Raw genomic sequence first — 15,025 nt, 5'->3', positions numbered from 1 at the left:
AATTATATTTTAACCCGAATAAACACTAAAAAAGATTTAGGAGTATGCGAATAAACATCTTCTAAACTACTTGCTATAAAATGCGTACTGAATGAACTCCCTATACCCGCATCAATACCTTTTAAACTTAAGAAATCATATATATAACCTATGGAAAACTTTTTAACATCATAACTTTTCCCTGCCAACGGCTCACCATCTTCAAAAAGCTCATCTTTTTCAACATATTCAAATCGACTAAAGATTGTATGTGATTCCAGAAATTTGATTGCGGACTCAAGTAAAAATGCGTTCGTAGCAAGGCCTGGCTTCTTATCATTACGCCCCCAGGCAAATGTAGTCTGCCAGTTTCCATCTTGAAAATTACGGTTATACATCGCAGAAACCGTAACTCTTCCGACATTTATATTTGGCTCAAGCTGCTCCGGACTGTCCAGATAACCATAGCTTGCCTGAAAAGACAGATTCTTGTCGGGGTTAAATGTAACTCTACCAGAATATGAATCAAATTTAGGTGATTCAATATCCCAGCGATTTTCATTAGGCTCTCTTCCTCGAAAAGCAGAACCTTCCATCTTAAACTTATCTAAAATACATCCAAAAGTAATAACTCCGTAAGTAATATGCGTTGAATCCAGCCAATGATGCCCGAGCGGCGCTTCAGGATTATCCATCGCTGAAAAACGATGCATAAAAGCAGGTGGGCCTAATGCCGGCTCACCAGGTAAGCCAAAATATCCAAACAAAGAATTTTCCCCGGAAAGCGGCAAACTATATGTCAAAGCCTCCTCCATAAAAAAATCGTGCGGATGCTGGCGATCTATCAAAGGATGAATTCCATCATAAGTTTCTCCAGTCTGGAATAACAAAGGGTACCCCTTCTTTCCCATCAAAGGATCAAGCGAATACATACTGCGATATCCAAATGTTCCGGGCCCTAATTTTCTATCAGCCATCAACATAAACATGCTAGAGCTAAAACCCTTATCTTTCCCCCTCTTGCCTCCCTGATTATCGTAAATCCCAAACACATAACCGTGTAACATAATATTCCAATCATGAGAGACAAAATGCTTGCCTTCCATTGGAGAAGTCTCCGGCTGCCAGCTTGTCCCGCTTGCCTCGCGAGTTTCAGGATAGCTTCCATAAAAACTTAACATCGGCTTCATTCCATGAGCCATATGCATATCCTGTGCATTTACGGATACAGGTAAAAGAATAAATCCTAAAAAAATAATAGATTTTTTAAATTTCATCCGCCAGAATCTGGTTTGACTGTTTTTTCAATTAACGGTAAAACGTGTTTATAAATCTCTTTTGTGACTAACTGCTTTGCTTCCTGACGGGTATGAACCGTATCAGTAAAAACCCAATCAGGATAATCTTTATAGATATCACTTAAGTCTATTAATTTACCAAAATTATTATTTTTTAGTTCTAAAAATAATCTTTTGCGCATATCAAATTCAAAAAGTCGATCTTCCACTTCAGAATTCTTCTTTTCATTAGGAGAAAGAATATTTTTAAAGGCAAGCGTGGGTTGAAAAAAAGCAATAAAATCTGCCCCAAAAGCACCGGAGACCTTTTCTGCTTTTATCAAATTATTAACATATGTAGTCACAATAGCATCCTTCCATTCAGAAGAAAGATAATTAACCTGCTTTCTTAATTTATCCAGAGGGACAAGAGTGTGCACAAAATAAGAAGGAAATGAATGCCTCAATAATGTGCTGCCAAAGATAAAATAAGTAAAAGCAGGATAACCTTTTAAATTATCTTTTATCAACGGATTATTCTCATAAACCAAGAAATTAAAAGGATACCCTGGACGGGGATCAAAACCCTTAGATATATTCATGTCGTTATTTCCGTCATACATGATTATTAAATCCGGCTTAAAATCAGATATCTCAAAAAGAATTGAAGCTAATTCCTGAGAAGATGCCCCGGCAATTATTCCAAAGTTATAAACATTAACGCCCTTAAAACCGGACTTTTTAAACTCGTTTTCTAAAAGAGCTGGAATGGGCGGTTTACCTTCAAATACCGTTGACCCCCCAAGCATAAATATTCTATATTCCCCGGGCTTTTTTTCTTTTTCCGGAAGCTTACCTCTATAGCCTAAGCTGTTCAAATACTCATTATCTTCTATTTGTATGTTCTTAGTACAACCAACCATTACGTATGGCTTAAGAGTTAAGTAGGCAGAAGAGAATCTTTCCATTATCGGATAAGAACTAAACCTAACCCTTGCTAGTATTTCACAAAAAGTAAAGACAATAACAACGGCAATAATGGAAATAAAAATTCTTCCTAATAACCTCTCAATTTTATCAAATTTATTATTCATATGTTTTAGCCCATTGCACAAGTGCCGCCGCCAAGCTTAGTTTTATAAAGTTTCTTATTGTAAGGAAGCTTCATCAAAAGCATACCCATGTAACAATTGTCGGTAATCCCGGAATAGATTAGGCCGCAGCACACAAATATTGATATTGCAATAAATCCCGGATGCAAGAATAAAGACAATAAAATGCCTGACAAAATAATTGCCCCTGCAATCAAACGCACTTGCCGCTCAAGAGAGATCCCGCCCTCTCCTTTTTCAACCGGCAGATGTTCTTTTTTCCATTCAGTCATCCCACCTTTCATGATTTTGACGCCCTTGATTCCCGACTGAATAAGCATATCAGCAGCCATCGGAGAACGATTCCCCGTCCGGCAAAGCACAATATAAGATAAATCCGGCTGGCTAAATTCAGCCAGCCTCAACTTAAGCATATCAATAGGAACATTTAATGCTCCTTTTATATGTTCCTGAGAAAACTCCAGCACTGATCGGACATCTAACAATTTAACCTTCGGGTTTCTCACTAAATCTTCCTGAGCCTCTTTTACTGAAATCATCTCTAAAACCGCAGCTTCTCCCTTCTGGTTAACACGAATAATATTATCAATATTAAACGGTTTAGGAATCTGCTTAGAACGCATATTGGCAACAAATATACCCTTGTCAATTTCCATTAAAAAAGGGTTTGATTTAAGCTCAGACTTGAGAGTAGAAGAATATTTTCCATGGTAATCATGCCCCGGATAAATAATTGTATTTTCTGGCAAAGATTTAATACGCTGCAGAGTATCAAACATTGACTCGGGTGAGCCATTCTGGAAATCGGTGCGGCCAACGCTTCCTATCAAAAGCACATCTGCGGTAAAAAGCATTCCATCTGCAAGGATACTAATTGCATCGTCCGTATGCCCGGGGCTATATAATATTTTTACAATAGATTCCCCAAGTTTAATTTCTTCATTATCCTTAAGCCGCTTGTCAACTACGCCTGAAATTGCTTTTTCGTACATTAAAACTGGAGCATTTAATTCTTTTTTAAGAACTGCTGCTAAAGAAAAATGGTCTGCATGAGTATGGGTATCAATAATATATTTTAAATTTAAAGTATTCTTCTCTAAATATGCTTTGTATTCATCAAGCAGGCTAATATGCGGGTCAATTATTAAAGCTTCGCCTTTAGAATGCAGAATATAAGAATAACAACTGCCTGCGGAGAACTGTTTCATTTTAATATCCTTCATCATACCTCTCCTCCTCTAAATCGAATACCCCAGCTTACGCAAAGATAGGCTAACTTTCTTACAATGGTCACCCTGCAATTCAATCACATAATCTTTTACTGCTCCACCCGTACCAAGCTGCTGCTTTAATTTTTTAGCCAAATCTAAAAGAGCCTCTTGGCTTAAAGGTAAACCTGTAATCAAAGTCATCCCCTTTCCTTTACGGCCTGCAGTCTCATAGCGTATGCGCACATTACCACTTGCTTGCGGCACAGCTTTTCTTTTTAATTGCCGGCAAATACAACTATTCTTCGGCTTGCCGCAGTCAGGACATACTGCGCCAACTTGAGTTGAATAGACTAAACGAGAATCACCAGTTTTCATGCCTATATCTCCACATCAATAATTGAAGAGATCCTTAAGTACAAACTGCTTATCTAAGGCCTTATTCAAAGCATTAAGAATCTTTTGCTGAATTTTAGGAGTCAGGCGCCTGCCCTTAACTGCTCGGGAGACCATCTTATGCGTAATCTGTTCTGATGAATTATTTACTAAATCATTTGGCTTAAGTCCATATTCAGCCATGATTCCTGCAATCGGCTGCTCTCCTAAATCACGTTCAATTTTATTATCCATAAGAATTAAAAATATCTTCAGGCATTATTATACCCCAGCCATAAAAAATCCCAAGCATTTTTAAAGCTTGGGATATCAAAAAGCACAGATGATTTTGGATTATTTTAGTTCCTTTTCATTCAAACGATTTTCTATCTTTTTAAGCAATTCTTCGGCGTTGATAGGTTTTACTATATAGTCATCTGTTCCTATAAGTTCAGAAGGGTCCATCCACGGCCTGTCATAACCGGTAAGCATAAAAATAGGCACACCTTCCTCATTTTTTATCCCCCTAGATTGCTCTTCTTTCCTAATTATCGTTAAAACTTCTATCCCGTTTATATCCGGAAGCACAATATCCAAAAGAATAAGAGAAATCGGTTCTTCGTCATTCAAAGATTTGACATATGCCCCAACTGCCTCTTTTCCGTTAACTGCAAATTCAACCCCATAACCTGCATGCTCAAGCCTGATAGTCAGCAATTTAATAAAATCTAACTCGTCATCAACAATTAGTATTTTTCCCCCCATGTCTCCTCCATTTTAATCCCATAGGGACGCAACAGCTAGCAAAATAATTATAAGCCTAAATAAAAATTATACAACAAATATTGAAATTAAGACAGCTGTGCTTTTGTTAAATCGCGCAAACGCCCAAAATCACGCATAAGCAAACCCGAGGTTTCTATCGGTGGAAGGACTTTTATAACACAGGAAATCTTTGTTGTGAATTTCCAATCACCTTTCGGGATAGCATTCTTGGTCCCTTCAATTAAGATTGGCAAGATTGGTACCTGCTCTTTGATAGCAAGTTTAAACGCCCCATTCTGGAACTCTCCCATTTCGTGGTTATCACTTCTGGTTCCTTCAGGAAAAAACAGGACTGATACGCCTTGATGCAACCAATCGCCAGCCTGTCTATAAACTTTTCTTATGCTTGAGAAATCCCCGCGCTTAAGCTGTATATGCTTGGCAAGCATCATATTCCACCCTAAGATAGGGATCTTAAAAAGGCTTTCTTTTGCCACCCACTTAAACTGCATCTTTGTTTTATACATTAATACAATATCAGCCAAACTCTGATGATTAGACACGGCAACATACGTCTTACTATGGTCTATGTTCTCAAGGCCGCTTACTTTTACATCCCAATAAGGATTTAAGGCTGTTACGGCATCTGTCCACCAGAAACACTGCGCGTGCACAATCTTACGCTTCCTATCGAATGGATAAAGGATTATGGAAAGAAGCAACATAACAAAAAATAATAGCACAATCAAAAAAATCCCAACAGCCCATATTAAAACCGACTGAATTGCTTGTTTCATATTACTATTTTCTTTTCTTAGTCTTTCTTTTTGGTTTGGCTAGATGGCACAATGCCTCTGCTAACGGGGATAACTTTCCGTGTTCATAAGGGAATTCCTTACAATACCTTGGCTTTAATTTATAATCAACTTTATGGATAGAACATAAACCGTCCTTGGTGAGGAAAGAACACCTGTTATCCTCATAGCTCGTTCCTACTTTAAATCCGGAAGGGAAACTATCGTCATTTTCAAGATGATAAAAAATCCCTTTTAACCCAAGAGTTGCAATTTTCTTTGCTTCTTCCAAATCAACCCAAGCTCCAAAATCACAACAGGCATGTTGTTTTTTGCATTTAACACAATCAATTTTTTTCATCTCTTCTCTTTTCTATAAAAGCATTGAGAAAGTATTATACTCTCCCAATGCTTTTATTACAACTATTCTTCTTTACTTCCTGTTAAAACTTGTACCCCACTCCCATCCAGTAAATAAACTGCTTGGTATCTATGCTTTGGTCTAAATCCCAATTAGAAGAGCTATTCTCCCAAGTCCTTCCATCCATCCTGATAAGAGCAGCATCAGCACCTAAGTTTGCTTCCCAATTTTTAAGAAATTTATAAAAGAGGACAAAATTAGCCATAAAGACATTCGGCTTCTTTTTGTAATCCGCATAAAAGTTGAGCTTTCTTAAATAATGGTTATCATAATCCTTGGCGTGAGGCTTAAAACCATATTTTGCATTCATTTGAACGCCCATTTTTTCATTGCCAACATCCATAGCCAAACCAAAATAAGGCAAATTATATTTTACTTTATATTCAGAAACCAACTCACCATCTCCATAACTACTGTCAGAACCATTTGTCTGATACAAGCCATAGTCTTTATAACCGAACCTTTCAAAACGATACCCCATCAAGAACCCTAATTTTATATTTTCGGATCTTTTACATTCCTCTGCGGAACTCTTCTTACCAAAAGAAAATTTAAGAAGATTATAACGCATACTTAAATCCCAGATAATTGCATTCATATCCGAATACGATTTAGTATCAGATTCCAAGTTCCCTGCAGAATCCCAATCTTTATCTTTAGTATGCCATCCGGCACTTGGATCATCAAACAAAGATGACCAAGCCTCAGCATTGATTGATAAATCTTTATAACCTATATTAATTTTTCCGCCCCCCATGTATGTCCTAAAAGGAAACTCGAGTTCGCTAACATGGTGATTCATATCGTATGAATTCTGCCCATAGATATACCCAAAACGCATCCCCAAATCTAAATACCCTCCATTTGATTTGAATGTCTGAGTAAAGCTTTTAAAAGGCCCGGCTGAAGACTGTTCTTTTGTTTCAACAGCACTAATATCGGCATCTGCTGCAGAAGCCAATAAAGGAACACATAAGACCATTAACACAAACAATTTTACTCTAAGTAACATTGATACGCCCTCCTTTCTTTCTATACCCGCTTTTTAAGTTTATCTGTCAGCTTTCTTAATCTTTCAGAACAATCATTCTTTTCAAGTCTTACATCTATAATAGTAGGAGAAGAATTATTATTCTTGGCAGCCAAAAGAGCAGCTGATAGCTCTTCTTCCTTTGAAACAGTATACCCCTCCCCTGCTCCGATAACTTTAACAATCTCCGCGTATCGCCAGGGCTGGACATCATTAAATTCTCCATCTATCATCGAACGAAATGTGCTGTAACCACCATTGTTAAAAACAATAACAACCGGGTTTAATTGATAACGCGCGGCGACAGATAATTCTGCCGCTGACATTTGAAAAGATCCATCCCCAACAAGAATAACTACGCGCTTTTTAGGCATAGCAAACTGGACACCAGAAGCTGCCGGGATTGCAAAACCTAAAGAAGCATAATAAGCAGGAGAAAAAAATTCAGTTTTACCATGAACACGCAAATCAAGCCCTGCAAACAAAGTATCTCCAACATCAGCTATCACAACAGTATCGTCAGTGATAAAAGAATTAACACAAACAATAAGCCGCTCTACGGATACTGCCTTATCAGGTTCTGGGACAAATGAAGGAATTTCATAATTATTTAATGACTGAGAAGTTAGCTTGGGTTGCGGCAGCAAAGTTATAAGTTCAAGAAATTTCCCCATACTAATACCAGGATATGACTGAGACCCTACAAAGAGGCTGTCCGGTGATGAAACTATAGCTTGATTTGGATTAATATGATATGAAAACATGCCTGTAGCCAAATCAGTTATAAGTGGCCCAATAGCAATAACACAATCAGAATCTTCTACTGCAGATCTTACATTCTCCGGGCTCATAGCTCCGGCATAGACTCCGATAAACTGAGGATGGTTTTCTGCAATTACCGATTTTCCTAAGACCCCTGTTACAAAAGGCAATCCTGAGCGCGTAATAAATCTTAACAAAAGTTCCTGTAACCCAAAACGATGAACCTCAACACCAGCGATTATAATTGGCCGCTTGGCTTTAGCAATCATATCCAATGCCTTGTGGCAAGCTTGGTCAATAATATTCTGGTCTATGGGCAACGGTTCTTTCAAAGGTAAAACCAACTCATAGGTTTCTTCATTTACCATATCCCGGGGCAACTCAATATAACCCGGCCGCTTTGTTTCCTTAATGGCATTAATTACACGATTAATTTCAGAACCTGCGGTATTAGAATCTTCCAAAACAGCCTGCGCTACTGTCATCTCTCTAAAAATATTAAGCTGTGCCTGAAAAGAACTGATCTTATGATGAAGCAGAGGATTATGTTGGCGTTCAGAGACTCCCGGTGCACCGCTAATTACTAAAACAGGAGACCTCTCAGCAAATGCCTGTGCCGTACTATTAGCTAAACTAAGGCCACCGACGCCATACGTAACACATACCACCCCAAACCCTGTTATCCGGGCGTAAGCATCCGCGGCAAAACCAGCGCCTTGCTCTGTGCAAGTATTAACAACCCTAAGATTACTTTCACAAAGCTGATTATAAAAATTAAGAATATAATCTCCCTGTATGCCGAATACGTGCCGCGTACCTGTATCCTCAATTGACTTAATTAAATATTCACTAATTTTCATGTATTAAATACTATCACTTTATTTCCTTCTTAACAATTAATTTTCTTGTTTATTTTTTAACTTTTTATACATAAAAGCTTATCGCTTTAATTTAGAAACCCCTTAACAAATGCTCTTTACTCCAATCTAATTAATTGCGTTCATATTTCTTTACTCACCGATAATCTTTATTAAAACCCTCTTCTTGCGCCTGCCGTCAAATTCAGCGTAAAATATCTGCTCCCAGGGGCCGAAATCAAGCTTACTATTAGTAATCGCAACTACAACTTCTCTGCCTAAAATCGTTCTTTTTAAATGCGCATCCCCATTATCTTCACCGCTAAGATTATGTCTATACTTATCTTTACCGTATGGTGCGAGCCTTTCAAGCCACTGGCTAAAATCATCATGCAATCCTGATTCATCATCATTAATAAATACTGAAGCGGTTATATGCATTGCGTTTACCAAACAAAGTCCTTCTTTGACCCCGCTCTTCTTAACTGCCTCTTCAACCTGAGCCGTTACATTTATAAACTCCTGCCTCTGTTTCGTATTAAACCACAAATATTCTGTAAATGATTTCATGTGAATTCCTCTTAGTTATTTTAATATTCGTTACTATTATTACAAGTAATTTATAAACTCACGGATTTAATTAATTAACTACTGTCTTTTACCGTGCTATTACCGGATAAAAATATACAATAACATCGTACTTAGGAAAATGCTCGGCTACATCGGCTTCAAAAGCCTTAACAAATTCCTGTGCCTGAAGCATAGTAATATGGCCATGCATCTGAAAACAAATATATAAAAATACCTTTTCATTTACTTCCCTCATTCTAATACTGTGAATTCCAAAAGCCCTCGCCTTGTGCCTATCAACTATTTTTTCTACCTCCGCACGTATTTTATCTGACGGAGCAGCATCAAGTAATTGGCGTAAATTTGTTTTAATGAGTTTTATCGGGGTCCAAATAAGGATAGTTGCGAGAATTATCGTCATCGCAGGGTCAACATAAGGAGTAATACGATGATAACCCTTCTGTTGCATATAGTAACCGAAAGCAAAACCAGAAACCATAGCAAAAGAAAAGAAGCTATCCACAAACCAGTGCAGAGCAGAAGCCTTGAGCATGTGCGAACGCGTTCTTACAGATACATTACGGATAAAGAATGCAATAATCAAAGCGATAACACCAGAAACCATAGAAGCAATCATCGGGATATCATAACGCGCCACATCTTCAGCATGGACGATATCCTGAATAGCAAAATACAGAGCAACAACACAAGAAAACATTATCATCCCGCCTTGCATTACCACGGTAAAAGGCTCAAATTTATCGTAACCGAAATTAAAAAAACTGTCCGGTGGCCTATCAAGTTTCTTTATATTGGAATGCACAACAAAAGCCATAAATACTGTAATAAATCCCGCGGAAGCATCCAAAAGAAGCGTAATTGAATCCGAGATTATCCCCGCAATTAAAGCAATTAAGAAGATAGCTATTGAAAAAAACATTGAAACACGAATCACTCTTACTTGTAAATCTTTCTCTTTCTGGGTTAAGTTAACCATTTTTTAATCCATCCTCCTATCTCGCCAGGCTGCAATCATTTTTTCCTTGTCTATTCAATAGAAATCACCCGGAAAGAAGTACTGCCTACAGGCAAATAATGTTCTGAAGTCTCGAAACCGAATAAAAATCCTTCTGGATTCCCCAATACACTAAGTGGAATCTTAAAAATTACCGACTCCGGATTAAAATCTAAAGATGCTCCAGCGACACAAACCTTGCTATCTTCTGTCGCATTATAAACACTAAACTTATTATATTTAATCCGCACAAGGGTATTCGGCATCTTGGCAAAAGGCACATCATATCTATAGCCAAAAATAGAAAAAGTGACATTAAGCCTATGCTTAAGTTCTTTGGGCTTCTTAAACCTAATCCAAAGATAATCATTAACAACTGCGTAACCGAACCATTGCGTATCCGAAGTAAAAACCACATCATGTTCCGGCTTGTCAATAGGATATTGCCTTTTTAAAACGATACTAGGAAAATCTCCGAATAGTTCATTCTGGCGCACAAAGGCCATAAGATAAAAGGCACTAACGCGAACCTGGCTATCATACGCCAACATAGCCTGATGCTTCTTTTCTATTTCTTCTTTTGTCAACCTAAGCTGCCGCCAATTAACAAGCGCTAAAGCATCTCCAAAGAATTTGTAAGAAGGCTCTATTTCAAGCTCAGGGTGGTAATGCCGCGGAAGTGGCCAGCCGGGGGCATGGACAAGATATGGGTATATTTTTGGAGCGGGAACCTGCTTGTTTAAATCCGCAAGAGAAGCCATTAAATATAAATAGTATGCCCAATGGTCGCCATTAACATCAGAAGAAGATGAAACAAAAATTTTAGTCGGTTTATAATTTGAGACCACTCTCTTCACATCTTCTATGACATTATCCGCGGTATATTCTTTTTTATAACCTATGCTCTCTTCGTAAGGAACATTTGCGTGCCCGCTAAAAGAACTTCTGTATGGCTTTTCATGCTTCCAGTTATAAACAAACATCTGATCGGTCCCATGATCAGGATAACCTAAAAATATAAGATCCTTCTCATTCAACCCCAATACTTTCATTGCCTCTATTGCCTCATGCACACGCTGATGGCCCAAGTCAATAAAATCTTTTTTCTTCAAAAAAAGCAGCTTAAGCGGAAATAAGAATTTATTGTAAAATATTATTGAGAATATATTATTGTCTCCACAGGTCAGGTATACCACTTTTACCTGAGAACCGGATTTAAGGGCACGCTGAATTACGCCTCCACATCCTATATCTTCGTCGTCAGGATGAGGAGCAAGGACAAGAACGCGATCCTCTTTAGTAAATGGCTCAAGAAGAGGAATCTCTTTAGTCTCGGCAGAAACCCTGGAGGACAAAATAATAAAAATTACAAGAAATCCCACAAATAAAAATAGATAACGCTTAAATCTTACTTGCATTTTTGCTCCTAAACAAGCCCATATTTTCTCAAAAAACTTACCTTTTTTACTTAAAAATAATTCCTACTGGTGACACTAAAAACGTGGTTGGAAGCAGAATCATAAACTTCGGCATTATACTGAAATGATAAAGCATTGTGATTCTTTCCGTAAATAAAATTTGCCGCCACCCCTGCTCTTACGGCATTGCGGTCAAATACATTTGCGTGAGTAGTGAAAGCTCCTGAAGATTCACTGGAAAAAGAAGCATTCACATCGCCTAAACGGCCTAAATACTCATGCTGCCAACCCACATTGAATTCCGGAAGAAATACGCTATTCTTTAAGTCTATACGGCCATTGAACCGGACTCCAAGCACAGAAATAAGAGAATTAGAGTTAAACGCGTCAACGCTTAAATCCGCTGACCCCGCGCCTGATTCATTATATGACTGGCTATGCATCCAGTCATATTGCAAAGAAATATTGGGAACAATTTCCAGATTTTTCTTAGGCCTGAAAATATACCCAGTTTCAATTAATGGAGAAATATCATGCATACTGTAATCCGCGTCTGCCTGCCGGTTAATTATGCCAATATTTATTTTACGATTAGCTTTAACTCCATGATAACCATAAGTAACAGCCCCCGTGGCATACAAATCCTTGCGCATCCATTTCCCGCAAGGGCCTATGCGCACAGAATTAATATCCTGAGAACCGGTTTCCTGATTAAGCTTAACATTATTAAACATATACCCGCCAAGAAACCCTAACATAAATTCATCATTGGCACGGCGGTAAAACCCGAATTGAGTCCCTCCACCACCGCTCTCGTAACCAACAGCATTATCGTGATCAGACTGAAAACCCATTACACCAAAGCCGGTAGCAAAAACTTCCCAATTTTGCGGACGGTCATAAGAATTCTCAAGAATTGAATTACTATTGTAAGCAAGTAGATTATGCGCAGCACTATTTGGTAAGAGCATCTCTTTATCGCCATTTACCGCATAAACCTCTATTTCAGAATCATCGTTATTAAGGCGCGCCATCTGGGAAGTAAATGCATTCACAAAATTACTCAACGTTTGTATCACCGTATTAACAATAGGTAAGGCTGCCACCGGTTCTAGCTTTTTGGTATTCAACGCATTACCTGAATCATCAAGCGCCCCGATTATTTCTGACATATCAACGCTTGCAGAATCAGCCAAGCTATCAAGAGCAGAACCTAACGAACTGTTACTACTATTATTTTTATAATAAGTATTGTCGCGGGTAGCAATAAGAGAAAGAGTTTCCCCGCTTTTACTCGCTGAAAAAGTTACCATAGGAAGGGTAGGATCGTTTTCAACAGAGATTTTAGCCACATCAGCGTTAAGTTTTGTCTTGGCATCAACAATCAGAAAACTATCGTTAGTGCGAAAGTTGCTTGTACCCACTGCTGCAGTAACAGCAAGCGTTGCCTTATTATCAGCAAGAGTAACTGTTTCCGCGTTTACAAGCTGCGCTGAAGTGCGCGTATCACGGTTAAGAAAAAAATTAAGAGTCGCTGTTCCTGCTACCTCAAATGTATCTGTACCGGTTCCCAAATCTATGCTTCCGGTTAACTCGCCGCCGTTTATCGTAACAGTATCATCACCCGCAGCAGTTAGAATTGCATAATTATTTCCATAAATTATGCCACTTCCATTATTAGTAATATCTGTATTCCCGGCATCTGCCTCTATAGCGGTCCCGGGGCTGGAAATCGTGCCTGAGTTAGTAAGTATATTTTTACCGCCAGCTATACTGCCGTAAGTAGTATCCCCTAAGAAAAGTAGTGCCACATTCACCGTATTGCTCATGCCTGGACGGACAGGATTTACATTAGCATCCTTAAGCTTATTATCCGTCGCTCCGCTGATTGTCCCTGAGTTAGTAACAGTGTAATTCGGCGACCAAACCAGAATGCCCTGGCCTCCGGAAATCGTCGCGCCGCTGGCGATGGTAATCGTGTTCGGGCTAGCCGAATTTGTGCTGGCTTCAGACTGAAAAGCATTTCCCGCCCAGACAGTATCACAGCCTCCCGTAACATTAAAATTTGCGTATCCATTGCCATATTGACCAGAATTTTTAGTATAATAGTAAGACTGCGGAGAATATATACCGATAATTTTCACTGCCGTAGTCCCTAATATAATAAATTCGCTTAATCCTTGGATACTGTTAAGAGCCGTAGAACTTTGGCCCCAGTAATATGTATAGCCCAATTCCGTCCAGGGAAAAGTGCCATTAACCAATGCAGAAGTCTGCCAGGCTCGTAAATAAGCCTGCGCATTACTAAAAACCTCGGGATCCATAACCGCAGCTCCGGGGTTTACCGCTGTAAAAGAATCATGATAAGTGTAATCAGTATTAGTTGTAGAATAAGGACTTTTAATAGTCAGCAGGTTGGTCGGACGGATAAGCTTATTATTATTTGCAAGCACACCGTATTCCACTACTGCAGTATGCGTCCCTGCTCCACTCATACCTAAACCGCGTTCCATAGAAGTGGTTAGATTAGCCGCAGAAGAAACATTATTATTAATAAAATTTGTGGCATCATTACCGGTAGTAACCCAAGTGGCAGATGCAGAAGCTTTTCCGAAAGTGGTATAATCCCCTGTGCCGTTTGTCAGGGCCCCGGTACTACTGCTGCAATAATAACCCGAATTGGTAAGAGTCCTAACTATAAGGTAATCTTTTCCATCTCCGTAATTACTCTTATACGTCAAGCCAAAATCAGGATTTTCCGCTGCCGGGCTGCCTTCAATAGTAATCATCGCCTTATTGCCACGTGTAGGATAATTAGGGACAAAGGCATTGGTACCGGATACATTCTTGATATTGGCTAGTGCGTTTGCGATTGAATCAGCATACGACTCAGCGAAGAGCATAGAAGGATTAAAAAGAAGAACCAGGATAGAACTAAAAAAGCTGAAAGATTTTAAGTAACGCACCATCATAAACCGATACCTTTATAGATAGAAACTGTTTCTACTTTATTTAGTTATTGTTTTTGTCAAATCGTAGTAATCAGCAATAGCCTTAAGAATATCTTCTGCATCTTTTTTTCCTGCACCGGTCATGCCAGCGCGCACCGCTATCTCAGACTCTGTATCACTAACCTTAGAAATTAAAATCCGGACTGTTCTGCCATTGCTATACTTGCCTTTTACTTGCGCTATATCCTGCCTTATATCCGCTCTTTCAAATTCTATATCTAGCGTCTTGAGTGCTCCCTTGACTACATCTAAAGCCTGAGAATAAGGAATATCAAAATTTTGTTTTGCTTTCGCTGATTCAGCCATTACCCCCATAGCCACAACACAACCGCAAAGATTAACTGCAGTAAAACTTACAAGCAAAAACCTAAACAATCTTTTAAGCATTTTCATCCTCCTCACAAAAAAAGGCAATCCTCTAATTTTAGAGA

General features: G+C 38.7%; 15 protein-coding genes. All 15 read right to left on the bottom strand.

Annotated elements, in window-relative coordinates; all coding sequences use genetic code 11:
* Nucleotides 1–2: 2 nt before the first annotated feature.
* Nucleotides 3–1,256: a hypothetical protein gene (locus PHO70_03680; protein MDD5432069.1), complete on the bottom strand. Its 1,254-nt coding sequence runs from the start codon at nt 1,254–1,256 to the stop codon at nt 3–5.
* Nucleotides 1,253–2,350, bottom strand: a complete 1,098-nt coding sequence (locus PHO70_03675) for a hypothetical protein (GenBank protein MDD5432068.1) — start codon at nt 2,348–2,350, stop codon at nt 1,253–1,255. The genes PHO70_03680 and PHO70_03675 overlap by 4 nt, the downstream gene beginning before the upstream one ends.
* Before the next feature lie 5 nt (nt 2,351–2,355).
* Nucleotides 2,356–3,594: a rhodanese-like domain-containing protein gene (locus PHO70_03670; GenBank protein ID MDD5432067.1), complete on the bottom strand. Its 1,239-nt coding sequence runs from the start codon at nt 3,592–3,594 to the stop codon at nt 2,356–2,358.
* A 12-nt stretch (nt 3,595–3,606) separates the two neighbouring features.
* Nucleotides 3,607–3,954 carry a stress response translation initiation inhibitor YciH gene (locus PHO70_03665; GenBank protein ID MDD5432066.1) on the bottom strand — a complete coding sequence of 116 codons (348 nt, stop codon included), beginning with the start codon at nt 3,952–3,954 and terminating at the stop codon, nt 3,607–3,609.
* Between the two features lie 15 nt (nt 3,955–3,969).
* A complete protein-coding gene (locus tag PHO70_03660) occupies nt 3,970–4,206 on the bottom strand; it encodes a hypothetical protein (protein MDD5432065.1) in 237 nt (78 codons plus the stop codon).
* Between the two features lie 99 nt (nt 4,207–4,305).
* Nucleotides 4,306–4,716, bottom strand: coding sequence for a response regulator (locus PHO70_03655; protein ID MDD5432064.1), 411 nt, complete (start codon nt 4,714–4,716; stop codon nt 4,306–4,308).
* Between the two features lie 86 nt (nt 4,717–4,802).
* Nucleotides 4,803–5,513, bottom strand: coding sequence for a lysophospholipid acyltransferase family protein (locus tag PHO70_03650; GenBank protein ID MDD5432063.1), 711 nt, complete (start codon nt 5,511–5,513; stop codon nt 4,803–4,805).
* Nucleotides 5,514–5,517: 4 nt separating this feature from the next.
* A complete protein-coding gene (locus PHO70_03645; protein MDD5432062.1) occupies nt 5,518–5,871 on the bottom strand; it encodes a YkgJ family cysteine cluster protein in 354 nt (117 codons plus the stop codon).
* A gap of 82 nt (nt 5,872–5,953) precedes the next feature.
* Nucleotides 5,954–6,943, bottom strand: coding sequence for an omptin family outer membrane protease (locus tag PHO70_03640; GenBank protein MDD5432061.1), 990 nt, complete (start codon nt 6,941–6,943; stop codon nt 5,954–5,956).
* Between the two features lie 20 nt (nt 6,944–6,963).
* Nucleotides 6,964–8,583 (bottom strand): thiamine pyrophosphate-binding protein, encoded by a 1,620-nt coding sequence (locus tag PHO70_03635; protein ID MDD5432060.1) that lies wholly within the window; start codon nt 8,581–8,583, stop codon nt 6,964–6,966.
* Nucleotides 8,584–8,733: 150 nt separating this feature from the next.
* The gene (locus PHO70_03630; protein MDD5432059.1) at nt 8,734–9,150 is read right to left on the bottom strand and encodes a secondary thiamine-phosphate synthase enzyme YjbQ; all 417 of its coding nucleotides are present in this window, start codon (nt 9,148–9,150) and stop codon (nt 8,734–8,736) included.
* An 88-nt stretch (nt 9,151–9,238) separates the two neighbouring features.
* Nucleotides 9,239–10,147: a cation diffusion facilitator family transporter gene (locus tag PHO70_03625; GenBank protein MDD5432058.1), complete on the bottom strand. Its 909-nt coding sequence runs from the start codon at nt 10,145–10,147 to the stop codon at nt 9,239–9,241.
* A 50-nt stretch (nt 10,148–10,197) separates the two neighbouring features.
* A complete protein-coding gene (locus PHO70_03620) occupies nt 10,198–11,583 on the bottom strand; it encodes a PIG-L family deacetylase (GenBank protein ID MDD5432057.1) in 1,386 nt (461 codons plus the stop codon).
* A 50-nt stretch (nt 11,584–11,633) separates the two neighbouring features.
* Complete coding sequence (locus tag PHO70_03615; GenBank protein ID MDD5432056.1) at nt 11,634–14,555, bottom strand: autotransporter domain-containing protein; 2,922 nt, start codon at nt 14,553–14,555, stop codon at nt 11,634–11,636.
* A 36-nt stretch (nt 14,556–14,591) separates the two neighbouring features.
* Nucleotides 14,592–14,981 carry a DUF3568 family protein gene (locus PHO70_03610; GenBank protein MDD5432055.1) on the bottom strand — a complete coding sequence of 130 codons (390 nt, stop codon included), beginning with the start codon at nt 14,979–14,981 and terminating at the stop codon, nt 14,592–14,594.
* Nucleotides 14,982–15,025 lie beyond the last annotated feature (44 nt).

Source organism: Candidatus Omnitrophota bacterium, from assembly GCA_028715415.1.
GTDB lineage: Bacteria > Omnitrophota > Gorgyraeia > Gygaellales > Profunditerraquicolaceae > JAQURX01.
This window is presented reverse-complemented; position numbering and strand designations above follow the sequence as displayed.